This window comes from Lysobacter solisilvae (genome assembly GCF_016613535.2).
Taxonomy (GTDB): Bacteria; Pseudomonadota; Gammaproteobacteria; order Xanthomonadales; family Xanthomonadaceae; genus Agrilutibacter; species Agrilutibacter solisilvae.
Genome location: NZ_CP071518.1, coordinates 3,521,275 through 3,544,431 on the forward strand (window position 1 = coordinate 3,521,275; position 23,157 = coordinate 3,544,431).

General features: G+C 69.2%; 23 protein-coding genes, 1 tRNA gene and 3 pseudogenes. 13 read left to right on the forward strand and 14 right to left on the reverse strand.

Annotated elements, in window-relative coordinates; all coding sequences use genetic code 11:
• The 14 genes and pseudogenes from nuoF to I8J32_RS15560 form a co-directional block, all read right to left on the reverse strand.
• Window positions 1–1,351: pseudogene (gene nuoF, locus I8J32_RS15495) on the reverse strand (NADH-quinone oxidoreductase subunit NuoF).
• 11 nt (window positions 1,352–1,362) lie between these two features.
• Window positions 1,363–1,890, reverse strand: a complete 528-nt coding sequence (gene nuoE / locus I8J32_RS15500) for an NADH-quinone oxidoreductase subunit NuoE (RefSeq protein ID WP_200613248.1) — start codon at window positions 1,888–1,890, stop codon at window positions 1,363–1,365.
• Entirely contained in the window at window positions 1,887–3,188 is a 1,302-nt protein-coding gene (locus I8J32_RS15505) for an NADH-quinone oxidoreductase subunit D (protein WP_200614418.1), read from the reverse strand. The genes nuoE and I8J32_RS15505 overlap by 4 nt, the downstream gene beginning before the upstream one ends.
• 17 nt (window positions 3,189–3,205) lie before the next feature.
• Window positions 3,206–3,929 (reverse strand): annotated as a pseudogene (locus I8J32_RS15510) (NADH-quinone oxidoreductase subunit C).
• Between the two features lie 22 nt (window positions 3,930–3,951).
• Window positions 3,952–4,494, reverse strand: a complete 543-nt coding sequence (locus tag I8J32_RS15515) for a NuoB/complex I 20 kDa subunit family protein (RefSeq protein WP_407061037.1) — start codon at window positions 4,492–4,494, stop codon at window positions 3,952–3,954.
• Window positions 4,495–4,528: 34 nt separating this feature from the next.
• The gene (locus I8J32_RS15520) at window positions 4,529–4,885 is read right to left on the reverse strand and encodes an NADH-quinone oxidoreductase subunit A (protein ID WP_200613257.1); all 357 of its coding nucleotides are present in this window, start codon (window positions 4,883–4,885) and stop codon (window positions 4,529–4,531) included.
• Window positions 4,886–5,102: 217 nt separating this feature from the next.
• A tRNA-Leu gene (locus tag I8J32_RS15525) sits at window positions 5,103–5,187 on the reverse strand.
• 143 nt (window positions 5,188–5,330) lie between these two features.
• Window positions 5,331–5,813: a preprotein translocase subunit SecG gene (gene secG / locus I8J32_RS15530; protein ID WP_200613260.1), complete on the reverse strand. Its 483-nt coding sequence runs from the start codon at window positions 5,811–5,813 to the stop codon at window positions 5,331–5,333.
• A gap of 17 nt (window positions 5,814–5,830) precedes the next feature.
• Window positions 5,831–6,580 carry a triose-phosphate isomerase gene (gene tpiA, locus I8J32_RS15535; RefSeq protein WP_200613263.1) on the reverse strand — a complete coding sequence of 250 codons (750 nt, stop codon included), beginning with the start codon at window positions 6,578–6,580 and terminating at the stop codon, window positions 5,831–5,833.
• 133 nt (window positions 6,581–6,713) lie between these two features.
• The gene (locus I8J32_RS15540; protein ID WP_200613266.1) at window positions 6,714–7,667 is read right to left on the reverse strand and encodes an isopenicillin N synthase family dioxygenase; all 954 of its coding nucleotides are present in this window, start codon (window positions 7,665–7,667) and stop codon (window positions 6,714–6,716) included.
• 38 nt (window positions 7,668–7,705) lie between these two features.
• On the reverse strand, window positions 7,706–9,067 hold the full coding sequence (glmM, locus tag I8J32_RS15545; RefSeq protein WP_200613269.1) for a phosphoglucosamine mutase: 1,362 nt from the start codon (window positions 9,065–9,067) through the stop codon (window positions 7,706–7,708).
• 151 nt (window positions 9,068–9,218) lie between these two features.
• Entirely contained in the window at window positions 9,219–10,106 is an 888-nt protein-coding gene (gene accD, locus I8J32_RS15550) for an acetyl-CoA carboxylase, carboxyltransferase subunit beta (RefSeq protein ID WP_200613272.1), read from the reverse strand.
• Window positions 10,107–10,339: 233 nt separating this feature from the next.
• The gene (gene trpA, locus I8J32_RS15555; protein ID WP_200613274.1) at window positions 10,340–11,131 is read right to left on the reverse strand and encodes a tryptophan synthase subunit alpha; all 792 of its coding nucleotides are present in this window, start codon (window positions 11,129–11,131) and stop codon (window positions 10,340–10,342) included.
• 67 nt (window positions 11,132–11,198) lie between these two features.
• A complete protein-coding gene (locus I8J32_RS15560) occupies window positions 11,199–12,347 on the reverse strand; it encodes a pyridoxal phosphate-dependent aminotransferase (RefSeq protein ID WP_200614419.1) in 1,149 nt (382 codons plus the stop codon).
• A gap of 96 nt (window positions 12,348–12,443) precedes the next feature.
• On the opposite strand from I8J32_RS15560, the gene I8J32_RS15565 reads away from it, so the two are divergent.
• From I8J32_RS15565 to I8J32_RS15625, 13 genes and pseudogenes are all read left to right on the forward strand, one after another.
• On the forward strand, window positions 12,444–12,917 hold the full coding sequence (locus tag I8J32_RS15565) for a DUF3293 domain-containing protein (protein WP_200613277.1): 474 nt from the start codon (window positions 12,444–12,446) through the stop codon (window positions 12,915–12,917).
• Between the two features lie 88 nt (window positions 12,918–13,005).
• The gene (gene ccmA / locus I8J32_RS15570) at window positions 13,006–13,695 is read left to right on the forward strand and encodes a heme ABC exporter ATP-binding protein CcmA (protein WP_200613280.1); all 690 of its coding nucleotides are present in this window, start codon (window positions 13,006–13,008) and stop codon (window positions 13,693–13,695) included.
• A gap of 147 nt (window positions 13,696–13,842) precedes the next feature.
• Window positions 13,843–14,535, forward strand: a complete 693-nt coding sequence (gene ccmB / locus I8J32_RS15575) for a heme exporter protein CcmB (RefSeq protein ID WP_200613283.1) — start codon at window positions 13,843–13,845, stop codon at window positions 14,533–14,535.
• Window positions 14,536–14,637: 102 nt separating this feature from the next.
• Window positions 14,638–15,390, forward strand: coding sequence for a heme ABC transporter permease CcmC (gene ccmC, locus I8J32_RS15580; protein ID WP_200613298.1), 753 nt, complete (start codon window positions 14,638–14,640; stop codon window positions 15,388–15,390).
• Complete coding sequence (gene ccmD / locus I8J32_RS15585) at window positions 15,387–15,587, forward strand: heme exporter protein CcmD (RefSeq protein ID WP_200613301.1); 201 nt, start codon at window positions 15,387–15,389, stop codon at window positions 15,585–15,587. Before ccmC ends, ccmD begins: the two co-directional genes overlap by 4 nt.
• On the forward strand, window positions 15,584–16,057 hold the full coding sequence (gene ccmE, locus I8J32_RS15590) for a cytochrome c maturation protein CcmE (protein WP_200613303.1): 474 nt from the start codon (window positions 15,584–15,586) through the stop codon (window positions 16,055–16,057). The genes ccmD and ccmE overlap by 4 nt, the downstream gene beginning before the upstream one ends.
• Window positions 16,058–16,060: 3 nt before the next feature.
• Window positions 16,061–17,963 (forward strand): annotated as a pseudogene (locus tag I8J32_RS15595) (heme lyase CcmF/NrfE family subunit); the annotation flags it as partial.
• Between the two features lie 152 nt (window positions 17,964–18,115).
• Complete coding sequence (locus I8J32_RS15600; RefSeq protein WP_407061038.1) at window positions 18,116–18,667, forward strand: DsbE family thiol:disulfide interchange protein; 552 nt, start codon at window positions 18,116–18,118, stop codon at window positions 18,665–18,667.
• Window positions 18,664–19,113 carry a cytochrome c-type biogenesis protein gene (locus I8J32_RS15605; protein WP_407060974.1) on the forward strand — a complete coding sequence of 150 codons (450 nt, stop codon included), beginning with the start codon at window positions 18,664–18,666 and terminating at the stop codon, window positions 19,111–19,113. Before I8J32_RS15600 ends, I8J32_RS15605 begins: the two co-directional genes overlap by 4 nt.
• A gap of 7 nt (window positions 19,114–19,120) precedes the next feature.
• Window positions 19,121–20,116 (forward strand): tetratricopeptide repeat protein, encoded by a 996-nt coding sequence (locus tag I8J32_RS15610; RefSeq protein ID WP_200613310.1) that lies wholly within the window; start codon window positions 19,121–19,123, stop codon window positions 20,114–20,116.
• Window positions 20,117–20,317: 201 nt separating this feature from the next.
• On the forward strand, window positions 20,318–21,409 hold the full coding sequence (gene metX, locus I8J32_RS15615) for a homoserine O-acetyltransferase MetX (RefSeq protein WP_200613313.1): 1,092 nt from the start codon (window positions 20,318–20,320) through the stop codon (window positions 21,407–21,409).
• A gap of 101 nt (window positions 21,410–21,510) precedes the next feature.
• Complete coding sequence (locus I8J32_RS15620) at window positions 21,511–22,131, forward strand: cysteine dioxygenase family protein (RefSeq protein ID WP_200613316.1); 621 nt, start codon at window positions 21,511–21,513, stop codon at window positions 22,129–22,131.
• Between the two features lie 568 nt (window positions 22,132–22,699).
• Window positions 22,700–23,152: a DUF2214 family protein gene (locus I8J32_RS15625; protein ID WP_200613319.1), complete on the forward strand. Its 453-nt coding sequence runs from the start codon at window positions 22,700–22,702 to the stop codon at window positions 23,150–23,152.
• The last annotated feature ends 5 nt before the right edge of the window (window positions 23,153–23,157 follow it).

The following is a 23,157-nucleotide window of genomic DNA, read 5'->3' on the forward strand; positions in this document are numbered from 1 at the left end:
TTATGCGGCGACCTTTTCCACGACGGTGCCGGCGCGCTGGTCGTCGACCAGGAAGCGGCGATTCACGATCGCGTATTCGAACTCATCCCAGAAATGGCGCAGGAAGCCCTGCACCGGCCATGCGGCGGCTTCGCCGAAGGCGCAGATGGTGTGGCCTTCGATCTGGCCGGCCGCGGCGCGCAGCATGTGCAGGTCGTCCAGCGTCGCGGTCTTCTCGACGATGCGGGTCAGCATGCGGTACATCCAGCCGGTGCCTTCGCGGCACGGCGTGCACTGGCCGCAGCTTTCCTTGAAGTAGAAGCGCGCGATGCGCTGGCAGGCGCGCACCATGCAGGTGGTCTCGTCCATCACGATGACCGCGCCCGAACCCAGGGCCGGAACCGGCCTTCTGGATCGAGTCGTAGTCCATCGTCAGGGCCATCATCACCTCGCCCGGCAGCACCGGCATCGAGGAGCCACCCGGGATCACGCCCTTGATCTTCCGCCCATGGCGCATGCCGCCGGCCAGGTGCAGCAGGTCCGCGAACGAGGTCCCCAGGCGGATTTCATAGTTGCCCGGACGCGCGACATGGCCGGAGACCGAGAAGATCTTCGGGCCGCCGTTGTTGGGCTTGCCCAGGTTGAGGAACCACTCCGCGCCGTTGCGGATGATCGCCGGCACCGAGGCGTAGGTCTCGGTGTTGTTGATCGTGGTCGGCTTGCCGTACAGGCCGAAGTTGGCCGGGAACGGCGGCTTGTAGCGCGGCTGGCCCTTCTTGCCTTCCAGCGACTCCATCAGTGCGGTTTCTTCGCCGCAGATGTAGGCGCCCGCGCCGAGCGCGTTGTACATGTCGACGTCCACGCCCGAACCCAGGATGTCCTTGCCCAGCCAGCCGTTCTTGTAGGCCTCGGCCAGGGCTTCTTCCAGGTGCTCGAAGGGCTCGTGGTGGAACTCGCCGCGCAGGTAGTTGTAGGCCACGGTCGAACCGGTGGCGTAGCAGGCGATCGCCATGCCCTCGATCACCGAGTGCGGGTTGTAGCGCAGGATGTCGCGGTCCTTGGCGGTGCCCGGCTCGGATTCGTCCGAGTTGCACAGGATGTACTTCTGCGTGCCCGAGCCCTTGGGCATGAAACTCCATTTCAGGCCGGTCGGGAAGCCCGCGCCGCCACGGCCGCGCAGGCCGGACTGCTTGACCATCTCGATGACCGCGGCCGGATCCATCTTCTCGGTCAGGATCTTGCGCCAGGCGCTGTAGCCGCCGGTCTTGAGGTAGTTCTCGTACGACCAGGGCTTGTCGAAGTGCAGCGTCGTGTAGACGACGCTGTGCTCCTGCGGAGCAGGACCGACCGGGCCGGAATGTTCGTGTGCCATCGCGTCCGGCCTCACTTGAGCTCGTCGAGCAGCTCGTCAACGCGCTGGGCGTCGAGCTTCTCGTGGTAGTGGCCGTTGATCACCACGACCGGGGCGCCGCAGCAGGCGGCCACGCACTCTTCCTCGCGCTTGAGATAGATGCGCCCGTCGGCGGTGGACTCGCCCAGGCGGCAGCCGAGCTTCTTCTCGGCGTGCGCGACCAGGTCCTCGGCGCCGTTGAGCCAGCAGCTGATGTTGGTGCAGAAGGCGACGTTGTGGCGGCCGACCTGCTGGGTCTCGAACATCGAGTAGAACGAGGCGACCTCGTAGGCCCACACCGGCGGCAGGTCCAGGTACTTGGCCACCGCGGCGATCAGTTCGTCGCTCAGCCAGCCGCCGTTCTGTTCCTGTGCGGCATGCAGGCCCTGCAGCACGGCCGAGCGCTTGCGGTCCGGCGGGAACTTGGTCAGCCAGTGGTCGATGTGGGCGCGCGTCTTGTCGCTGAGCACGACCAGCGGGTCGACGTTGCGCGCGTTTTCGAAATTGCCAGTGGCTTTCATCGATCGATCTCACCAAACACGATGTCGTAGGTGCCGATCATCGCCACCACGTCGGCCAGCATGTGGCCCTTGACGATCTCATCCATGGACGACAGGTGCGCGAAGCCCGGCGCGCGCAGCTTCACGCGGAACGGCTTGTTGGCGCCGTCGGACACCAGGTAGCAGCCGAACTCGCCCTTGGGCGCTTCGACCGCGGCGTAGGTCTCGCCGGCGGGGACGCAATAACCTTCGGAGAAGAGCTTGAAGTGGTGGATCAGGGCTTCCATGTCGTCCTTCATCTCTTCACGGCGCGGCGGCGCGACCTTGAAGTTGTCGACGATCACGGGGCCGGGATTGGCCTTCAGCCACTTCACGCACTGCTGGATGATGCGGTTGGACTGGCGCATCTCCTCGACGCGGACCAGGTAACGGTCGTAGCAGTCGCCGCCCACGCCCACCGGGATGTCGAAGTCGACCTCGGCGTACTTGGCGTAGGGCTGCTTCTTGCGCAGGTCCCAGGCAATGCCCGAGCCGCGGATCATCGGGCCGGTCATGCCCCACGCCAGCGCCTGCTCCGGCGTCACCACGCCGATGCCGACGGTGCGCTGCTTCCAGATGCGGTTGTCGGTCAGCAGCGTCTCGTACTCGTCGACGCGCTTGGGGAAGTCTTCCGTGAAGCGCTCCAGGTAGTCCAGCAGCGAACCTTCGCGCCATTCGTTGAAGCGCTTGAGCTGCGCGCCCTTCTTCCAGGGCGATTCCTTGTACTTGGACATGCGCTCGGGCAGGTCGCGGTACACGCCGCCCGGGCGGTAGTAGGTCGCATGCATGCGCGCGCCGGAGACCGCTTCGTAGCAGTCCATCAGCTCCTCGCGCTCGCGGAACGCGTACAGGAACACGGCCATCGCGCCGAGGTCCAGCGCGTTGGAGCCCACCCACATCAGGTGGTTCAGGATGCGCGTGATCTCGTCGAACATCGTGCGGATCCACTGCGCGCGTTCCGGCGCCTGGATGCCCAGCAGTCGTTCGATGGCCAGCACGTAGGCGTGCTCGTTGCACATCATCGAGACGTAATCCAGGCGATCCATGTAACCGATCGACTGGTTGAACGGCTTGGATTCGGCCAGCTTCTCGGTGCCGCGGTGCAGCAGGCCGATATGCGGGTCGGCGCGCTGGACGATCTCGCCGTCCATCTCGAGGATGAGGCGCAGCACGCCGTGCGCGGCCGGATGCTGCGGGCCGAAGTTCAGCGTGTAGTTGCGGATCTCGGCGTTGAGCACGCCCGAGCCGGCCGAGTCCCTGTGCAGGCTGGTGGCGCGCATGTCGGAGGCAGTGCTGCTCACTTCTTCACCTCGTTGCGCTGGGCCGTCTCGCCCGCCGCGGTCTCGTAGCGCGCGTCGTCGCGGATCACGCGCGGCACGAGCACGCGCGGCTCGATCGAGACCGGTTCGTACACCACGCGCTTCTTTTCGGCGTCATAGCGCACTTCGACGTTGCCGATCAGCGGGAAGTCCTTGCGGAACGGGTAACCGACGAAGCCGTAGTCGGTCAGGATCCGGCGCAGGTCGGGATGGCCTTCGAAGACGATGCCGTACAGGTCGAAGGCTTCGCGTTCGAACCAGTTCACACCCGGCCACACCGACGTCAGCGACGCCACGACCGGGAGCTCGTCGTCGGCGGCGAACGTGCGCAGGCGAACGCGCTGGTTGTGCTGGTAGGACAGCAGGTGGGCGACGGCGGCAAACCGGCGCTGGGGCGTTGCGGCGACGCCGTTGGGCGATTCGCCCCCAGGCGAAGCGGCCGGCGCCCTTGCCTTCCACGCCGCGGGAGAAGCCCTCGGAGGACACGTCGGTGTCCCATTCGTCGCTGCCGAAGCTCAGGTAGTCGACGCCGCTGACGTCCACGCACTGCTCGAAACCGAAATCGTCGTGCAGCGCGTTGGCGGCCGCTAGCCACTGGTCGGGGGCGACCTCGAGGGTCACCTCGCCGCGCGGCTGGGCGACCGTGACGGCGGCATCGCCGAAGCGCGCCTGCAGGCGCGCGACCAGGTCGGAAACGGACATGTTGCTGGAAGTGGCGACCATGTCAGCGCACGCCCTGCTTGTTGTCGCCGAAATTGGTGCCGCGACGGATCTTCTTCTGCAGCTGCAGGATGCCGTAGACCAGCGCCTCGGCCGTCGGCGGGCAGCCCGGCACGTAGATGTCGACCGGCACGATGCGGTCGCAACCGCGGACCACCGCGTAGGAATAGTGGTAATAACCGCCGCCGTTCGCGCAGCTGCCCATCGAGATGACCCACTTCGGGTCGGGCATCTGGTCGTAGACCTTGCGCAGCGCCGGGGCCATCTTGTTGACCAGGGTACCGGCCACGATCATCACGTCGGACTGGCGCGGCGACGGACGGAACACCACGCCGTAACGGTCCAGGTCCAGGCGCGCGGCGCCGGCGTGCATCATCTCGACGGCGCAGCAGGCCAGGCCGAAGGTCATCGGCCACATCGAGCCGGTGCGCGCCCAGTTCCACAGGGTGTCGAGGTTGGTGGTGACGAAGCCCTGCTGCATCACCGGGTTCTGGTCCTCGGGCAGCAGCAGGTCGTCGAGCCGCCCTTCCGGCAGCGGGTTGTGCATCAGGCCCGAAACAGTCTGAAGAATGCTCACAGACTCACTCCCATTCCAGCGCGCCCTTCTTCCAGACGTAGACGAAACCGATCACCAGCAGCGCGAGGAACACGCCCATCTCCACCAGGCCGAACACGCCCAGCTCCCGGAACACCAGCGCCCAGGGGAAGACGAAGGCGATTTCCAGGTCGAAGACGATGAACAGGATGGCGATGAGGTAGTAGCGCACGTCGAACTGCATGCGCGCGTCTTCGAACGCGGCAAAACCGCACTCGTAGGGCGACAGCTTCTCGACAGTAGGGCGCTGCGGACCGAGCAGACGGCCCACTACCAGCAGGGCGACGCCGATGCCGCCGGCGACGATCAGGAACAGCAGGGTCGGCAGGTATTCGGCCAGCACTCGCGTTCTCTCGCTTGAAGGCAGGCGTGAGCGGAGAGGCGTGAAAGCAAGGAGAGGCAAGGCCCCGCCCCGATCTTTCGACCTACCGCCTTGAACCTGCGCTTTGGCTCAAAAGCAAGGAGCGAGTGAAGAGCAGTAGGAAAAGAGAGGAAGCACGAACAGATGTTCCGCTCTTTCTCTTTTCTTACTCCTCTCCACTCACTCCTGTCGGTTTTTTTGGTGCCCAAGGGGGGACTCGAACCCCCACGACCTAAGTCGCTACCACCTCAAGGTAGTGCGTCTACCAATTCCGCCACCTGGGCTGAAACTCTGTAGCCATCCTGGCGGCCTTCCCGTTCGTGAAGACCGGGACTGCCTGCGGACCCCGCCGACGCGTCGGCGCTGCCCGTCACCCGACATCCGTGCCGGGCTGGAAAAGACTGCTAATGGTACCGCGTTTGCGCCGTCAGCCCTGCGGGGGCGTCGTCGCCGGAGCGTCCTGGGAAGCCGGAGCCGGTTGCGCCGCGGGGGCGGGAGCGCCTTCACCGACCGGGGCCGAAGGCACCGTCGCCGGCGCGCTCGCCGGGACTGCGGGCGCGGCTGCGGGCGCCGTGGCCGGTGCCGAAGGCACGGCCGAACCGCTCGCCGGCTGCGCCGGAGCGGCCGGGATTTCCGACATCAGGCCACCGGCGGGCTTGGCGCCGGCCTGCGGGCGGTTGCCCACGCTGGCCTGCCAGGCCATGAAGAGGCTGATGGTGAAAAACGCGATGGCCAGCCACTTGGTGGACTTGGACAGGAAGTTCGACGCGCCGCGCGCGCCGAACACCGTGCCGGACGCACCGCTGCCGAAGCCGGAACCGGCCTGGGCGCCAGCGCCGCGCTGCATCAGGATCAGCGCGATCATCGCGATTGCGATCAGCACGTAGATAACGTTGAGGAACAACATCATCGCTTGGGAACTCGAAGTTATGCCGCCGCAGCGGTAATGGCATTGAAGTAGGCGGCCACCAGGGAGGCTCCGCCGATCAGGCCGCCATCGACGTCGGGCTGGGAAAACAGCGCAGCGGCGTTGTCGGCGTTGACACTGCCGCCATACAGGATGGGCAGCAAGCCAGCGATTCTAGCATCGTGCTGGGCGATTTCGCCACGGATGAATGCGTGGACCTCCTGCGCCTGCTCCGGCGTGGCGGTTTTGCCGGTGCCGATGGCCCATACCGGCTCGTAGGCCAGGATGGCTCCGTCGAACGCCTGCGCCCCGCCCTGCTCGAACACCGGGGCCAGTTGTTCCTGAATGCGCCAGGAGGTCTGTCCGTTGTCGCGCTCGCGCAGGGTCTCGCCGATGCACAGGATCGGCGTCAGCCCCGCCTCCTTGGCGGCGAAGAACTTCCGGGCGACCAGCTCGCTGGTCTCGCGGTGGTACTGGCGGCGTTCCGAATGGCCCACCAGGCCGTATTTGGCCCCCACGTCGACCAGCATGGCGGCCGACACCTCGCCCGTGTAGGCGCCCTTCTGGTTGGCGCTGACGTCCTGCGCGCCGAACTGGAGCCCCTTGTCGCCGTAGCGATCCACCAGCTCGCCCAGGTAGGTCAGCGGCGGCAGGATGATCCGCTCCACGCCAGGGGCGGCCGGCGCCGCGATCAGCGCGTCGAGCAGCTCGCGGGCAAAGGCGCGGTTGCCATGCAGCTTCCAGTTTCCGGCAGCGATCTTGCGGCGCATGGGGCGGTCCCGGTGGGGTTCGAAGGGCGCGCAGTTTATCAGTGGTCCTGCGCGGCGAGGAGCGGTGCGCCGCCGAACATGCCGCCAGGCACGGTTGTCCCGCATGGCGGCGCGCGCGGCGGCCGGGAAAGGCCTACTTCAGCTTGATTTCCGCCAGGCGCTCTTCCAGGTAGCCGTGCGCGGTGATCGGCTCCGGATAGCGGCTGGGATTGTCCGGCGTGATGCACGAAGGCAGCACGTCGATCAGGAAGTCGGGGTTGGGATGCAGGAAAAAGGGCGTCGAGTAGCGCGGCAGGCGTGCCTTTTCGCCCGGCGGGTTGACCACGCGATGCGTCGTCGACGGGTACACGTGGTTGGTCAGGCGCTGCAGCATGTCGCCGATGTTGACCACGATGGTGTCGGCATCGGCGGTGAACGGCACCCAGTCGCCCTTGCGCGACTTCACTTCCAGGCCTTCCGAGCTCGCACCGACCAGCAACGTGATCAGGTTGATGTCCTCATGCGCGCCGGCGCGGACATTGGGAATGTCGTCGGCGGTGATCGGCGGGTAGTGGATCGGCCGCAGGATCGAGTTTCCCGAGTCGGTCTTGTCGGCGAAGTAGTCCTCCGGCAAGCCGATGTGCAGCGCCAGCGCCGCCAGCACCTGCGAACCCAGGTGGTCCAGCGCGTCGTACAGGCCGTAGGCCATCTCGCGGAAATGCGGGACTTCCGTCGGCCACAGGTTGGGCGGCATCACGTCGGCGTACTTCGAATCCCGCGGGATCTCGCGCCCGACGTGCCAGAACTCCTTGAGGTCGAAGTACTTGGAATCCTTCGCCGTCTCGATGCCGAACGGCGTGTAGCCGCGTGCACCGCCGCCGCCGGCGACGTGGTACTTGCGCTTGGTCTCGTCGGGCAGCGCGAAGAACTGCTTGAACACATCGTAGGAACCGTCGATCAGCGACTGCCCGATGCCATGGTGGCGGATGCCGGCAAAGCCCCATTCGCGATAGGCCGCGCCCAGTTCGGCGATGAAGGCCTCACGGTCGGCGCGGCTGGACGGATGGGTGAAACGGCGGATGTCGAGGGTCGGGATCTGCGACGCCATGGGGTTCTCTTTCGTAATGCCGGTTGCGTTGGGAAAAATCATTGCGCCGCGTCGCGCACGGCCTGGGCCAGCGCGTCCAGCGTGTTCTGCATCAGGGCGTCGTCATCGGCCTCGACGGTCACGCGGACCACCGGCTCGGTGCCGGAAGGACGCAGGAAGGCGCGGCCGCGGCCGGCCACGGCGGCCTGCGCGGCGTTCAGCGCGGCCAGCACCGAAGGCGCTTCGGCCGGCTGCACCGCACCCACGGCATAGCGCACGTTGACGGTCTTCTGCGGCACGCGGTCCAGGCCTTGCAGGGCTTCGCCCAGGCCGATGCCGCGGCGGCGCAATACTTCGAGCACCTGCAGCGCGCTGACGATGCCGTCGCCGGTACCGGTACGGTCCAGGCACAGCATGTGGCCCGAGGCCTCCCCGCCCAGGACGCCGCCGTGGGCGACCAGCTGCTGGTGCACGTAGCGGTCGCCGACCTTGGCGCGCACGAAGCCGATGCCGTCGCGCTCGAGCGCCTGCTCGAGGCCGAAGTTGGTCATCAGCGTGCCGACCACGGGCCCGGCCAGGCGGCCGGTCTGCTTCCAGTCCCGCGCCAGCACGTAGAGCAGGTCGTCGCCGTCGCGTACCCGGCCCTCGCCGTCGACGAACATCACCCGGTCGCCGTCGCCGTCGAAGGCGATGCCCAGGTCGGCGCCGGTTTCGCGCACGCGCTGCGCCAGCGCTTCGGGGTGGGTCGAGCCGACGCCGTCATTGATGTTCAAGCCGTTGGGATCGACACCGATCGCGTCCACGCGCGCGCCCAGTTCGCGCAGTACCAGCGGACCGAGCTGGTAGGTGGCGCCGTTGGCGCAGTCCATCACGATGCGCATGCCGCCCAGGTCGAACCCGTGCGGCACGGAATTCTTGCAGGCCTCGATGTAGCGGCCCAGCGCGTCGCGCGTGCGCACGGCCTTGCCCAGCCGCTCGGACGCCACGGTGCTGAAGGGCTGCTCCAGCGCGCTCTCGATGGCCAGTTCGGTGGCGTCGTCGAGCTTCTCGCCGTGGGCGGAGAAGAACTTGATGCCGTTGTCGTAATGCGGGTTGTGCGAGGCGGAGATCACGATGCCGCCGTCGGCGCGCATCGAGCGGGTGAGGTGGGCCACGGCCGGCGTCGGCATCGGGCCCATCAGCTCCACGTCCACGCCGGCGGCCACCAGCCCGGCTTCCAGCGCCGCCTCGAACATGTAGTTCGAGATCCGCGTGTCCTTGCCGATGATCACGTGCGGCTTGCGCCAGTCGCGCAGGCCCTCGTAGGCGCGGTGCAGCGCGTAGCCGTAGGCGTTGCCCAGGCGCAGGACGAAGTCGGCCGAGATCGGGCCCTCGCCCACGCGGCCGCGGATGCCGTCGGTGCCGAAGTATTTGCGGGTCATGGGCGGGCGAACCAAAGGCGGGAGGGAACGGGGAACACGGAAACGCGCAAGCGGGGGACGCGGGACTGCGGGAAGCACGGTCCGGGAGGATCTTCAGCAGACCACGCCGCTTCCACGCTCCCTGCTCCCTGTCCCCGCTTCACCGCAGGCCTCACGCCGCTTCCACGTCTTCCGGTGGCGCCGGCTGCCGCATCATCATCGCCAGCAGGTGCGCCAGGCGATCGCGCAGTTCGCGGCGGTCGCAGATCTGGTCCACGGCGCCGTGGTCGACCAGGAACTCCGAACGCTGGAAGCCTTCCGGCAATTTCTCGCGCACGGTCTGTTCGATCACGCGCGGGCCGGCGAAGCCGATCAGCGCCTCCGGTTCGGCGATGTTGATGTCGCCCAGCATCGCGAAGGACGCCGACACGCCGCCGGTGGTGGGGTGGGTCATGACCGAGATGTAGGGCAGACCCTTGGCCCGCAGGCGGCCCAGGGCGGCCGAGGTCTTGGCCATCTGCATCAGCGAGAACAGGCTTTCCTGCATGCGCGCGCCGCCGCTGGCGGAGAAGCACACGAACGGGCAACCCACTTCCAACGCGCGTTCGGCGCCGCGGGCAAAACGCTCGCCCACAACCGAGCCCATCGAGCCGCCCATGTAGGCAAAGTCGAACGAGGCGGCGACCAGGTCGCGGCCCTTGAGCGTGCCCTGCATGGCGATCAGCGCGTCGCGCTCGCCGGTGGACTTCTGCGCGGCCTTGATGCGGTCGGAATAGCGCTTCTGGTCCTTGAACTTCAGCACGTCCGTCGGGCCCAGCTCGGCGCCGATCTCGCTCATGCTGTCGGCATCGAACAGCGCCTTCAGGCGGGCGCGGGCCCGGATGGGCATGTGGAAGCTGCACTTCGGGCAGACCTCGAGGTTTTCCTCGAGCTCGGGCCGGTACAGCACCACGCCGCAGCGATCGCACTTCTCCCACAGCCCCTCCGGGACGCTGCGCCGCTTGGCCGTGGCCGAATCGGTGCGGATGCCGGACGGCATGAGTTTCTTCAGCCAGGACATGTGTTGCGTCTACCCCTGTTCAGGCCTTGATGGCGAACGACCAGTTTACCGCGACACGGGGAAAACCCGCTCCTCGGCGATCGTGAGGGGAAAGTGTGGCAAACGTCGCGGAATTCAAGGTCCGGGGCCATGACCGCCGGGGAGCGTCGAGCGGTCAGAGCAGACCGGCAATCCGGGCGAAGCCCAGGGCGCGGCTGCCCCGAAGCGATCAGCCAGTGCCCGGCGCGGGGAAATCAGGCGTCCAGCGCCTGCCGCAACTCCCGCAGGAATTCGCCGGCCCGGGCCACCGGGTCCGCTGCGCCGTCCAGCGCGGCCACCAGGGCGCTGCCGACGACCACCCCGTCGGCCTGGGCGGCCATGGCCTTCGCCGAGGCGGCGTCCTTGATCCCGAACCCGGCCGCGACCGGTACCCGGCTGCGGGCACGGATGGCTTCCAGGCGGCCTGTGGCGGCGGCCGTGTCCAGGTGGTCGGCGCCGGTCACGCCGGCAAAGCTGACGTAGTAGAGATAGCCGCTCGCCTGCCCGCACAGCAGGTCCAGGCGGTCGTCGGTGGTGGTCGGCGAAGCCAGCAGGATCAGCGCCAAGCCGTGCTCGGCGAAGGCCTGGCGGAACTCGCCGGCTTCTTCCGGCGGCAGGTCGACGAGCAGCACGCCGTCCACGCCCGCCTCGACCGCCTCGCGGGCAAACCGCTGGGCGCCGCGGATCTCGATCGGGTTGAGGTAGCCCATCAGCACCACGGGCGTATCGGCGTCATCGCGGCGGAACGCGCGCACGCTGTCGAGCACGAAACCCAGGCCGGCCCCGCGGGCCAGCGCGCGTTCGGAGCTGCGCTGGATGGTCGGACCGTCGGCCATCGGGTCGGAAAACGGCACGCCCAGTTCGATCACGTCCGCGCCGGCGGCCGCCAGTGCGTGCATCACCGGCACGGTGGCTTCCAGCGAGGGATCGCCCGCGGTGAAGAACGGCACCAGCGCCTTGCGGCCCTGCGCTTTGAGACGGGCGAAGCGGGTGTCGATGCGGGTCATGGCTAGGTCCGGAGCCACGCGGGCTCGCGCAGGTGGAATGTGGGAGCGGCAACGCGAACCGCGATGATCAGAGCTTCTGCAGCCGCTCGATCGCCGCGTCCAGGGTCTGCGCGTTCTTGGCGAAGCACAGCCGCGCCAGGCGCTGGCCGGCCGGCGCGGACTCGTAGAACGGCGACAGCGGGATCGCAGCCACGCCCTTTTCCACCGTCAGCCAGCGGCAGAAGGCGACGTCGTCCAGGTCGCTGACGTCGGAGTAGTCCACCAGCTGGAAATAGCCGCCCGGCACGGGCAGCGGCCGCAGGCGCGTGGTCAGCAGCTGCTCGCGGAAGTGGTCGCGCTTGGCCTGGTAGAAGGCGCCCAGCTCGTCGTAGTGGGCCGGCTCGGCCTCGATCATTTCGGCGAAGGCCCATTGCGCCGGGGCGAACGTGCAGAAGGTGTTGTACTGGTGGACCTTGCGGAACTCGGTGGAAAGCGCCGGCGGGGCGATGCAGTAGCCGACCTTCCAGCCGGTGCAGTGGTAGGTCTTGCCGAAGCTGGACACCACGAAGGCCCGCTGGCGCAGCTGCGGGTAGCGCAGCACCGATTCATGGCGGGCGCCGTCGAAGACGATGTGCTCGTAGACCTCGTCGGACAGCAGCCACATGTGGGTGCCTTCCAGCAGCTCGGTGAGCTGCTCGATGTCCTGGCGGGTGAACATGGCGCCGGACGGGTTGTGCGGCGAGTTGATCATCAGCATCCGCGTGCGCGGCGACACCGCGGCGCGGATGGCGGCCCAGTCGGGGGCGAAGGTGGCCGGATCCAGCGGCACGTGCACGGCGCGGCCGCCGGCCAGGTCGATGGCCGGTTCGTAGCAGTCGTAGCAGGGGTCCAGGACGATGACCTCGTCGCCCGGGCGGACCACGGCCAGCACCGCGGCGAAGATCGCCTCGCTGGCGCCGGAGGTGACGGTGACCTCGGTGTCGGCGTCGGGCCGGTGGCCGTAGCAGCGCTCGGTCTTGGCGGCGATGGCCTGGCGCAGTGCGGGGATGCCGGTCATCGGCGCGTACTGGTTCTTGCCCTCGCGCATGGCACGGTCCAGGGCCTGGACCAGCCGCTGCGGGACATCGAAATCCGGGAAGCCCTGCCCCAGGTTCACCGCGCCGTGCTCCATCGCCAGCTGCGACATGACGGTGAAGATGGTCGTACCGACCTTGGGGAGCTTGGTTTCCGGGGTCATCGAGGGGGCGGTCATGGGGGAAAATCCGGAGTGTAAGGAATCGTGCTTCTGCGGCCTAATGACTTCACTGTCATGGACCGGACTGGAGACTCCCACATGCGCGCGCTGCGGATCGTCGACGCCCTGGAACTGGCCGCCGCCTACGCGGGGGCCGAATACGCCGTCGTGATGGACGGCGACGCCCTGCCCCTGCGTGTGGGCCGCCCCGCCAGCGACCTGGAGGCCTACCTGCCGGCGCGCAGCTACGCCCTCATCACCGCCTGGAACCCGGCGTCCATCCCGCATTCGGACGCGGCCAACGAATCGGCCAACGCTGCCCTGGTCGCGCGACTGGATGCGGCCGGCATCGCGCGCCAGCCGGCGCAGGGCTACTCCAGCGACGGGCAGTGGCGCGAGCCGGGCTGGCTGCTGTTCGATGTCGGCGAGATGGGCCTGGACCTGCTGGCGCGCGAATTCGGCCAGGCGGGCGTGCTGGCCTGGTCGCATGGCCAGCCGGTGCGCCTGCGCATGCAGCTGTCGCGGCCCGAGCGGGCGGACGAACTGAGCTGCGTGGACTGGGCGCTGGACTGATCCAGGGCAGGTCGTCCGGGGTGGCGATCGCTTAAACTCGCCGGCCTCGCGGCCGTGGCCGCCTGATCGGTGGCCACACGCCCGCGCCATGACCACCCCCGCGCATCGGTCCGAATCCGCCGCCACCCCGGAACGCGCTGCGTTGCTGGAGGTGCGTGGCCTGCGTTTCAGCCGCAACGACGAACCGGTGTTCGGGCCGCTGGATTTCGACGTCGACGCGGGCGAGGCGCTGCTGGTGCAGGGCGACAACGGCGCCGGCAAGACCACCCTGCTGCGCGTGCTGGCCGGCCTGCTCCGGCCCGATGGCGGCGATATCCGCCTGGGTGGCCATGCGCTGATGGGCCGTGCCCGCGACGCGGCCGAACGGTCCCATGCCATGGCCTACCTGGGCCACCTGCCCGCCCTGAAGGCCGACCTGAGCGCGCTGGAGAACCTGGAATTCCTGTGCGGCCTGCATGGCCGCCGGCCGACCCAGTCGCCCGAAGCCGCGATGGCGGTGACCGGCCTCGCCGGCTTCGAGGACGCGCTGGCCCGCCAGCTGTCCGCCGGCCAGAAGAAGCGGCTGTCGCTGGCCCGGCTGTGGCTGTCGCCCGCCCCGCTGTGGCTGCTCGACGAGCCCTACGCCAACCTCGACCTCGAAGGGATCGAACTGGTCAACCGGATGATCCAGGCCCACCTGCACGAGGGCGGCGCCACCCTGGTCACCACCCACGGCGCCTACGCCGCGCCGCCGGTGCGCACGAAGATGCTGGTCATGCGCAGGCCCGCCCATGCGTGAGCCGCGGGGTGCCGCCAGCGGTCGGAGCCTCGTATCCGCGGGCCCTCGGGTGCGTCTCCAGTGCCCCCGACCGCACCACGCGGCTGCGGCGTACCGCGCCGACGACGCCCGCGTCCCGCCCGTTGCCTGCCGCGCCGGGGCCCATCCATGACGCCCGGCATCGCCCCCACCCTGGCCGGCGCCGCCCGCGCCCTGCTCGTCCGCGATGCCCGCCTGATCTGGCGCCGCCGCGGTGATGCGCTGCAGCCGGCTCTGTTCGCGTTGCTGGTGGTCACCCTGTTCGCGCTGGCGCTGGGCGGCGAGCGCGAGGCGCTGGGCCGTTCGGCCGGCGCCGTGCTCTGGCTGGCCGTGCTGCTCGCCGGCCTGCTGGCGCTGGACACCCTGTTCCGCGGCGACGCCGAGGACGGCTCGCTGGAACAATGGATGCTGGCGCCGGTGCCGCTCCCCTGGCTGGTTGCGGTACGCACGTTCATGCACTGGGCGACCACCGCGCTGCCGCTGCTGATCGCCACGCCCGTGCTGGCGCAGATGCTGCACCTGCCCGCCGCGCAGCTGCCCGCGGTCATGGTGTCGCTGGCGCTGGGCACGCCGCTGCTGAGCCTGCTGGGCGCGGTGGTCGCCGCGCTGACGGTCGGAATGCGGCGCTCCGGTATACTTGTGGCCCTGCTGGCGCTGCCGCTGTACGTGCCCGTGCTGGTGTTCGGCGCCGGCAGCGTGGCCGCCTCGGCACAGGGACTGGATGTCACCGGCGCCTGGCTGATGCTGGGAGCCGGCCTGATCCTCGCCCTCGTGCTGGCGCCGCTGGCCGCGGCGGCGGCGATCCGGATCTCGCTGAACTGACCCAACCACACCCTTCCGCCGGCTGCGCGGCTCCCTGTTCCACCAGGGCCTGGTTCCCGCAGGCCTGATCCTTGAAAGCCCATGGGGCAACGCCACGAGCGCATGAATCCGATCGTCCGCTGGTTCCACCAACTCGGCTCGCCCCCGTACTTCGACCGCTTCGCCGCGCGCTGGGCGCCGTGGGCCTACGGTTGCGGCCTGCTCGTCATGGCCGTGGGCCTGTATCTGGGCCTGTTCCGGGTGCCGGCGGACTACCAGCAGGGCGACAGCTTCCGCATCCTCTACATCCACGTGCCCAGCGCGTGGATGAGCATGGCCGTGTTCGCGCTCATGGCCGTCTACGCCGCGATCGCGCAGATCTGGCGCATCAAGCTGTGCGAGATCCTCGCCATGGCCTGCGCGCCGATCGGCGCCGCCTTCACCGTCATCACCCTGGCGACGGGATCGATCTGGGGCCGGCCGATGTGGGGCACCTGGTGGGACTGGGACCCACGCCTGACCACGGAACTGATCCTGCTCTTCATGTACCTGGGCGTGATCGGCCTGTACAACGCCATCGACGACCGCCGCGCCGCCGCGCGCGCCGCCGGGTTCCTGGCCATCGTCGGCGTCGCCCTGCTGCCGGTGATCCGCTATTCGGTGGTCTGGTGGAACTCCCTGCACCAGGGCCAGACGATCCGCCTGCTGGGCGATTCGACCATGGACTCCAGCATGATCGCGCCGCTGGTGCTGATGATCGTGGGCACCAAGCTGTGGTTCATCGGCGCCCTGCTCGCCCGTTCGCGCGCCGACAACCTCCGCCGCGAGGCGGGCAAGGCCTGGGTGGCGCAACAGGCCACCGGAGCGCGTCCATGAGCTACGCGGGCTACCTGATCGCCGCCTACGCGGTGTTCGTGCTGGTGCTGGGCTGGGATTTTGTCGCCACGCACTGGCAGATCCGCCGCGAACTGCGCAATGCGCGCATGCGCGCCCAGCGCGAGGCGGCACGCAAGTCGGCGCCGGGCACGACGCCGGCACGCACCACCGATCCACGCACCGAACTGAGCCGATGAATCCCGTCCGCCGCAACCGCCTGCTGTTGATCCTCGCCCTGGTCGTCGCCGCCGGCATCGCCGCCACGCTGGTGACCTGGGCCATCCAGCGCAACATCACCTACCTCTACACGCCCAGCGAAGTGCTGCGCGGCGAGGCCGGCCAGCATGCGCGCTTCCGCCTGGGCGGGATGGTGGCCGCCGATTCGTTCAAGCGCGCGCCCGGATCACTGGAAGCGCACTTCCGGGTCACCGATGGCGATGCGCAGATGCCCGTGGTCTACAACGGCATCCTGCCCGACCTGTTCCGCGAGAAGCAGGCAGTGATCGCCACCGGCCGCATGGAAGGCGACCGCTTCGTCGCCGAGCAGGTGCTGGCCAAGCACGACGAGACATACATGCCCAAGGAAGTCGCCGACAAGATGGGCATGGCGCACAAGAAGCACGACGTGCAGGCGCCCGGCGCGGCGCCCGCCACGGAAATGAAGTAAGCCATGCTGCCCGAACTCGGCCAGTTCGCCCTCGTCCTGGCGCTGCTCATTGCCGCGCTGCAGGCCGTGCTGCCCCTGCTGGGCGCACACCGGGGCATCGGCGCCTGGATGGCGGTGGCGCGGCCGGCCGCGTACGCGCAGCTGGCGCTGGTGGCGATGGCCTTCGCCATCCTGACCCACGGCTTCGTCACCCAGGATTTCTCGCTGCGCTACGTGGCCACCAACAGCAACAGCCTGCTGCCCGTGGTCTATCGCTATACCGCCGTGTGGGGCGCGCACGAGGGCTCGCTGCTGCTGTGGGCGCTGATCCTGGCCGCGTGGACGGGCGCGGTGGCGCGCTTCTCGCAGCGCCTGCCCGCCACCGTGGTGGCGCGCGTGCTGGGCGTGATGGGCGTGGTCGCGGTGGGCTTCCTGGCCTTCCTGATCTTCACCAGCAACCCGTTCGAGCGCCTGCTGCCGGCGGTGGCCGAAGGCCGCGACCTCAACCCGCTGCTGCAGGACCCGGGGATGATCATCCATCCACCGATGCTGTACCTTGGGCTACGTCGGGTTCTGCGTGCCCTTCGCCTTCGCCATCGCCTCGATGCTCGAAGGCGGCGCCATCGACGCGCGCTGGCTGCGCTGGACGCGGCCGTGGACGAATGTCGCCTGGGCGCTGCTCACCGTAGGGATCGCGCTGGGGTCGTGGTGGGCGTATTACGAGCTGGGCTGGGGCGGCTGGTGGTTCTGGGATCCGGTCGAGAACGCCTCGTTCATGCCCTGGCTGGCCGGCGCGGCCCTCCTGCATTCGCAGGCGGTGACCGAGAAGCGCGGCAGCTTTGCCGGCTGGACGGTGCTGCTGGCGATCGCCACCTTCTCGCTGTCGCTGCTGGGCACCTTCCTGGTGCGTTCGGGCGTGCTGACCTCGGTGCATGCCTTCGCCTCCGATCCGGCGCGCGGCCTGTTCATCCTGACCTTCCTGGGCGTGGTGATCGGCGGCTCGCTGCTGCTCTATGCCCTGCGCGCACCCGCCCGCGACGAGGGCAAGCCCTTTGCCACGGCATCGCGCGAAACGCTGCTGCTGGCCAACAACCTGCTGCTGTCCACCGCCTGCGCGATGGTGCTGCTGGGCACGCTCTATCCGCTGCTGGCCGATGCGCTGGAGCTGGGCAAGATCTCGGTCGGCCCGCCCTACTTCGCAATGATGTTCCTGGTGCTGATGGCGCCGCTGGTGCTGTTGCTGCCCTTCGGGCCGGTCACCCGCTGGCAGCGCGAACAGGTCGCGGTGCCGATGGCGATGCTGCTGCCGTGGGCCGGCCTGGCTGTCGGCGCGGCGATCGCGGCCTATTTCCTGGCGCCGTATTCCTCCTGGAAGGTGGCCGCCGGCGTGCTGGGCGCGTTGTGGGTCGCCGTCGGCACGGCGCGCTTCGTGTGGACGCGGCTGGCCGGCGGTGGTCGCCAGTTCACCGCCGAGATGCTGGGCATGACGCTCGCCCACCTGGGCGTGGCGGTGTTCCTGATCGGCGCACTGCTGACCGAAGGCCTGAGCCAGCAGCGCGAACTGGCCGTGTCGCAGGGCCACAGCGTTGAGCTGGGCGGCTACGAATTCCGCTTCGAGGGCGTGGAGCGCTACCAGGGCCCCAACTTCCAGGCCGATCGTGGCGAAGTCACCGTGTTCCGCAACGGCGCGCCGCAGGCCGTGCTGCATCCGGAAAAGCGCGCCTACGCCAGCGGCGGCCAGGTGATGACCGAGGCCGCCATCGACCCGGGGATCACCCGCGACCTGTACGTCGCGCTGGGCGAACCGCTGGGCGACGGTGCCTGGGCGCTGCGGGTGCACGTGAAGCCCTTCATCCGCTGGATCTGGGCCGGCGCGCTGCTGATGATGCTCGGCGGCCTGGTGGCCGCGACGGATCGCCGCTTCCGCGCGGCACGACCGGCGGGCGCCCGCGATGCGGCGACTGGCGACATTGTTGTCGACGTGCCCGAAATGCTGCCCGTGCAAGCGGCCGCCACGTCAGCGCGCCACGCGATGGGCGACCACGATTTCGACTTTGCCGACGCCCAGGGAGACGCCGACTGATGAAGCAAGCAACCCGCTGGCTGCCGCTGGCCGTGGTCGCCGTGCTGGGCGTCCTGCTGGCCGTGGGCGTCTGGATGAGCCGGAATCCGAACCGGGAAGCCCTGCCTTCGCCGCTGATCGGCAAGCCGGCGCCCGAATTCCACCTGCCCGTGCTGCACGAACCCGAGCGCCAGTTCGGCACCCGGGACCTGCGCGGCGCGCCCTACCTGCTCAACGTCTGGGGCAGCTGGTGCCCGGGCTGCCGCGACGAACATCCGGTGCTCACCCGCTTCGCCGAGACCCGGCGCGTGCGCGTGGTCGGCTTCAACTGGAAGGACGAGCAGGCCGACGCGATGGCGTGGCTGGAGCAGTTCGGCAACCCCTACTGGGTGATCGTGCGCGACTACGACGGCCAGGTCGCCATCAACTGGGGCATCTACGGCGCGCCGGAAACCTTCCTCGTCGACGGCAAGGGCATCGTGCGCTGGAAGTTCGTCGGCCCGCTGACCGACGAGGTCGTCCAGTCGCAACTGCTGCCTGCGCTGGCGCAGCTGGACGCAACGAAATGAAGGCCTGGATCCTCGCACTGCTGATGGCGTGCTGCGCCGTGGCGACGCCGCCCGTGTTCGCGCAGGCGGGCCAGGCGGAGGCGCCGCTGACCTTCACCGACACCGCCGAGGAAGCCCGCTTCCACGCCCTGGTCGCGGAGCTGCGCTGCGTGATGTGCCAGAACCAGTCGCTGGCCGATTCCAACGCGCTGATCGCGCGCGACCTGCGCCGCGAAGTGCTGGAGCTGATGCGCCAGGGCCGCAGCGATGCGCAGATCAAGGACTTCCTGGTCGAGCGCTACGGCCAGTTCGTCCTGTATCGCCCGCAGGTGCGCACGAGCACGTGGCTGCTGTGGTTCGGCCCGCTGGTGGTGCTGCTGGCCGGCGGCGTCCTCGTGGCCCGCATCGTGCGGCAGAAGGCGGCCGCCGCGCCCGCGCGCGACGCCGACGACGGACAGGAATGGTGATCGCCGCATGACCGCTTTCGTGATTGCCGCGGCGCTGGTCGCGCTGCTGGCCCTGGGCTTCGTGCTGCGGCCGCTCTGGCGGGAAGGCCGTGCGACCGGCGCGGCGCTGATGGTGTCGTTCGGCGCGGTGGCCAGCCTGGTCTATGTGCTGGTGGGCACGCCGCGCGCGCTCGATGCGACCCAGCTGACCGAACCCAGGACGCTGGACGCCGCGGTGGCGCAGCTGGAGCAGCGCCTGCGCGACGACCCCGACCAGGTCGAGGGCTGGCGCCTGCTCGGACGCGCGCTGTCCACGCAGGGGCGCGCCGCCGAGGCGCGCGATGCGTTCGGCAAGGCGGCCGCGCTCGCCCCCGAGGATGCCGACGTGCTGAGCGAAGCCGCCGAGGCCCGCGCCCTCGCCGCGGCGGACCGCAACTTCGATGCGAGCGCCGTGGCGCTGCTGCGCCAGGCCCTGGCTCGGCAGCCCATGCACCAGCGCGCCCGCTGGTTCCTGGGCATCGCCCAGCGACAGGCCCGGCAGCCGGCGGAAGCCGCGCGCACCTGGGAACCGCTGCTGGCCATCGTGGACAGCCAGACGGCCGTGGGTCTGCGCGAGCAGATCAACCTGGCGCGCGCCGAGGCCGGCCAGGAGCCCTTGCCCGGCGCCGCACCGGCGGCGGCGACCGGCGGCCTGCGCGTGACCATCGCACTGGATCCCTCGCTGCCACCGCCGGCAGGCGCCACGCTGTTCGTCATCGCGCGACAGGCGGGCGGCCCGCCGATGCCCGTGGCGGTGGAAAAGATCGCTGCGCCGAAATTCCCGCTGGAGGTCGTCCTCGACGACAGCGACAGCCCCATGCCGACGATGCGGCTGTCCGCGCTGAAACAGGTCGAAGTCATCGCGCGCCTGTCCAGCACCGGCGATGCGACGCCGCGGCCCGGCGACCCGGAATCCAGGGCCTTGCCGGTATCCTTGCCCGCCAAGGCGCCGGTCGCGCTCACGATCGACCACGCGCGCGACTGACCGCGCGCGCCAGGACCAGGGAAGGCCCATGCATCCACCAACACGGCAGCCGCCTGCCCCGGCGCACCACAACGTTGCGCGGCGGGTTCGGTGCACGGATGCGGCGCGGCCGATGATGCAAGCGCGTCCGTGCAACCGGCGCGGCGCGACCACCACCGCGCGCACGACCCGCCCCTTACGCCCAGGCCTCACGCTGACGCAATGACCGAATTCATTCCTCCCGGCACCCGCTTCCATCCCCTGCCCTCGCCCTTCCCGATGAAGCGCGGCGGCGCGCTGGTCGGCGCGCACGTCGCCTTCGAGACCTGGGGCGAACTCAACGCCGCGCGCGACAACGCCGTGCTGATCGTCACCGGCCTGTCGCCCGACGCCCATGCCGCGGCGAACGAGGGCAATCCCGAGGCGGGCTGGTGGGAGCCGATGCTGGGGCCGGGAAAACCCATCGACACCGATCGCTGGTTCGTGGTGTGCGTCAATTCGCTGGGCAGCTGCAAGGGTTCCACCGGGCCGGCCTCGATGAACCCGTCCACCGGCGCGCTCTACCGCCTGGATTTCCCCGACCTGTCGGTCGAGGACGGCGCCGATGCGGCCGCCAGCGTCGTGCGCGGCCTGGGCATCACGCGCCTCGCCTGCCTGATCGGCAACTCGATGGGCGGCATGACTGCGCTGTCGCTGCTGCAGCGCCATCCGGGCATCGCCCACGCGCACATCAACATTTCCGGCGCGCCGCGGGCGCTGCCGTTCTCCATCGCCATCCGCTCGCTGCAGCGCGAGGCGATCCGGCTGGACCCCAACTGGAACCACGGCCAGTACGACGAGGTGACCTATCCCGAATCGGGCATGCGCATGGCGCGCAAGCTGGGCGTGATCACCTATCGCTCGGCGCTGGAATGGGACGGCCGTTTCGGCCGCGTGCGCCTGGAATCCGACCGCCCGGATGAGGAGCCCTTCGGCCTGGAGTTCCAGGTCGAGAGCTACCTGGAAGGCCACGCGCGCCGCTTCGTGCGCCGCTTCGACCCCAACTGCTACCTCTACCTGAGCCGTTCGATGGACTGGTTCGACCTGGGGCCGGACGGACTGCGCCAGATCCACGTCGACAAGGTGCTGGCCATCGGCGTGCACACCGACATCCTGTTCCCGCTGCAGCAGCAGCAGGAGATCGCCGACGGCCTGCGCGAAGGCGGCGCGGACGCCACGTTCCTGCCGCTGGAATCGCCGCAGGGACACGATGCGTTCCTGGTCGACATCGCGCGCTTCGGGCCGGCGGTCGCCGGGTTCCTCGCCACCCTGTGACCCCGGCACCGGCCGCCCGGACGGGCGGGCCGCGCGTCCGGCGGGTGCAAATCGGGCAACGGACCGCTTTCCCCGCGGTCCGGCCGGGCTAGAATCGGCATATGGACATTACCAGCGCTCATCAGTCCGATCCCTGTCCGGATCTTGACTTTCCCGGCCACGACAAGCTGATCGCCGCGATCGATGCCGCCGTCGTCGCCGGCGACGAGCACGAGGTCACCGCGTCCCTGCGCAACGCGCTGTGCCGGATGATCCGTGACCGCGACGTCCAGCTGCCGGCCTGCGTCTACGACCGGATCGAGGACCACTACGCGCGTCGCGAGCTCTACCGCAGCCCGCAGCACGGCTACAGCGTGGTCGCCATGACCTGGGGCCCCGGCCAGGGCACGCCGGTGCACGACCATTCGGGCCTGTGGTGCGTGGAAGGCGTCTGGGACGGCGAGCTGGAGATCGTCCAGTTCGAACTGCTCGAACGCGACGGCGACCAGTTCCACTTCCGCGCCGCCGGCGGCATGCATGCCGGCCCCGGCAGCGCGGGCAGCCTGATCCCGCCGCACGAGTACCACACCATCCGCAACACCAGCGACAGCAACGTCGCCATCTCGCTGCACATCTACAAGGCGCCGATGGAGTGCTGCTCGATGTTCGTGCCGCGGGAAGGCGAGTGGTTCGTGCGCATGGACAAGACCCTGTGCACGGATACGACGGATACGGCGGAGTAAATCTTCGCGCCTGGCCGGATCGCGCCTGACGCCCGCGTCCCACCTGAAAGCCGCCTCCGGGCGGCTTTTTTGCTGCCCCCGGTAATCCGTCGCATCTCCGGCACGCGCGATGGCGGGTTGAAACCCGCCCTATTGCAGCGCCATAGGGCGGGTCTTGACCCGCCGCCCGATAATCCGTCGCATCTCCGGCGCGCGCGATGGCGGGTTGAAACCCATCGCACCCCATAGGGCGGGTCTTGACCCGCCGCCCGATGATCCGTCGCATCTCCGGCGCGCGCGATGGCGGGTTGAAACCCGCCCTATTGCAGCGCCATAGGGCGGGTCTTGACCCGCCGCCCGGTGATCCGTCGCATCTTCGGCGCGCGCGATGGCGGGTTGAAACCCGCCCCATCGCAGCCCCATAGGGGGGGTCTTGACCCGCCGCCCGGTGATCCGTCGCGTCTTCGGCGCGCGCGATGGCGGGTTGAAACCCGCCCTACACGCCACGGCCTCGCAACTGACTTCCGCCACTGGAACTTGCCGCGCGCGTCACGCAGCATCGCCGCTCCCTCCCCGCCGTGATGCCCGCATGCTGACCGACCTGACGCTCGCCAGTGTCCACCACCTGCTGTTCTTCGCCATCATCGCGATGCTGGCCACCGAATCGGTGCTGCTGCGCGGACGTATCGACGCGGCCACCATCCAGCGCCTGGCAGGCGTCGACCTGGGCTACGGCTTGAGCGCGATGGCCCTGATCGGCGTCGGCATCGCCCGCCTGGCCTACGGGGTGAAGGGTTCCGACTTCTACCTGCACAACCCCTGGTTCCACGCCAAGATGGGCACGTTCCTGCTGGTGTTCGCGTTCTCGATCAAGCCCACGATGATGTTCCTGCGCTGGCGCAAGACCCTGCGCACCGACCCGGCTTTCGAACCCGATCCCGCGCTCGTGCGGCAGCTCGCGCGCCTGGTCCGCATCGAACTGGCGCTGATCGCCCCGATCCTGGTCTTCGCCGCGATGATGGCGCGCTACGGCGGCTTCTGAACGGC

Excerpts from the sequence above, each read along its gene's own strand:
- I8J32_RS15625 (WP_200613319.1), top strand. The coding sequence starts at position 22,700 with ATGCTGACCGACCTGACGCTCGCCAGTGTCCACCACCTGCTGTTCTTC.
- I8J32_RS15565 (WP_200613277.1), top strand. The coding sequence starts at position 12,444 with ATGCGCGCGCTGCGGATCGTCGACGCCCTGGAACTGGCCGCCGCCTAC.
- glmM (WP_200613269.1), bottom strand. The coding sequence starts at position 9,067 with ATGACCCGCAAATACTTCGGCACCGACGGCATCCGCGGCCGCGTGGGC.
- I8J32_RS15540 (WP_200613266.1), bottom strand. The coding sequence starts at position 7,667 with ATGGCGTCGCAGATCCCGACCCTCGACATCCGCCGTTTCACCCATCCG.
- metX (WP_200613313.1), top strand. The coding sequence starts at position 20,318 with ATGACCGAATTCATTCCTCCCGGCACCCGCTTCCATCCCCTGCCCTCG.
- ccmB (WP_200613283.1), top strand. The coding sequence starts at position 13,843 with ATGACGCCCGGCATCGCCCCCACCCTGGCCGGCGCCGCCCGCGCCCTG.
- I8J32_RS15605 (WP_407060974.1), top strand. The coding sequence starts at position 18,664 with ATGAAGGCCTGGATCCTCGCACTGCTGATGGCGTGCTGCGCCGTGGCG.
- I8J32_RS15620 (WP_200613316.1), top strand. The coding sequence starts at position 21,511 with ATGGACATTACCAGCGCTCATCAGTCCGATCCCTGTCCGGATCTTGAC.
- ccmC (WP_200613298.1), top strand. The coding sequence starts at position 14,638 with ATGAATCCGATCGTCCGCTGGTTCCACCAACTCGGCTCGCCCCCGTAC.
- ccmA (WP_200613280.1), top strand. The coding sequence starts at position 13,006 with ATGACCACCCCCGCGCATCGGTCCGAATCCGCCGCCACCCCGGAACGC.
- ccmD (WP_200613301.1), top strand. The coding sequence starts at position 15,387 with ATGAGCTACGCGGGCTACCTGATCGCCGCCTACGCGGTGTTCGTGCTG.
- secG (WP_200613260.1), bottom strand. The coding sequence starts at position 5,813 with ATGATGTTGTTCCTCAACGTTATCTACGTGCTGATCGCAATCGCGATG.
- I8J32_RS15505 (WP_200614418.1), bottom strand. The coding sequence starts at position 3,188 with ATGCGCGCCACCAGCCTGCACAGGGACTCGGCCGGCTCGGGCGTGCTC.
- I8J32_RS15610 (WP_200613310.1), top strand. The coding sequence starts at position 19,121 with ATGACCGCTTTCGTGATTGCCGCGGCGCTGGTCGCGCTGCTGGCCCTG.
- accD (WP_200613272.1), bottom strand. The coding sequence starts at position 10,106 with ATGTCCTGGCTGAAGAAACTCATGCCGTCCGGCATCCGCACCGATTCG.
- nuoE (WP_200613248.1), bottom strand. The coding sequence starts at position 1,890 with ATGAAAGCCACTGGCAATTTCGAAAACGCGCGCAACGTCGACCCGCTG.
- I8J32_RS15515 (WP_407061037.1), bottom strand. The coding sequence starts at position 4,494 with ATGCACAACCCGCTGCCGGAAGGGCGGCTCGACGACCTGCTGCTGCCC.
- tpiA (WP_200613263.1), bottom strand. The coding sequence starts at position 6,580 with ATGCGCCGCAAGATCGCTGCCGGAAACTGGAAGCTGCATGGCAACCGC.
- ccmE (WP_200613303.1), top strand. The coding sequence starts at position 15,584 with ATGAATCCCGTCCGCCGCAACCGCCTGCTGTTGATCCTCGCCCTGGTC.
- trpA (WP_200613274.1), bottom strand. The coding sequence starts at position 11,131 with ATGACCCGCATCGACACCCGCTTCGCCCGTCTCAAAGCGCAGGGCCGC.
- I8J32_RS15560 (WP_200614419.1), bottom strand. The coding sequence starts at position 12,347 with ATGACCCCGGAAACCAAGCTCCCCAAGGTCGGTACGACCATCTTCACC.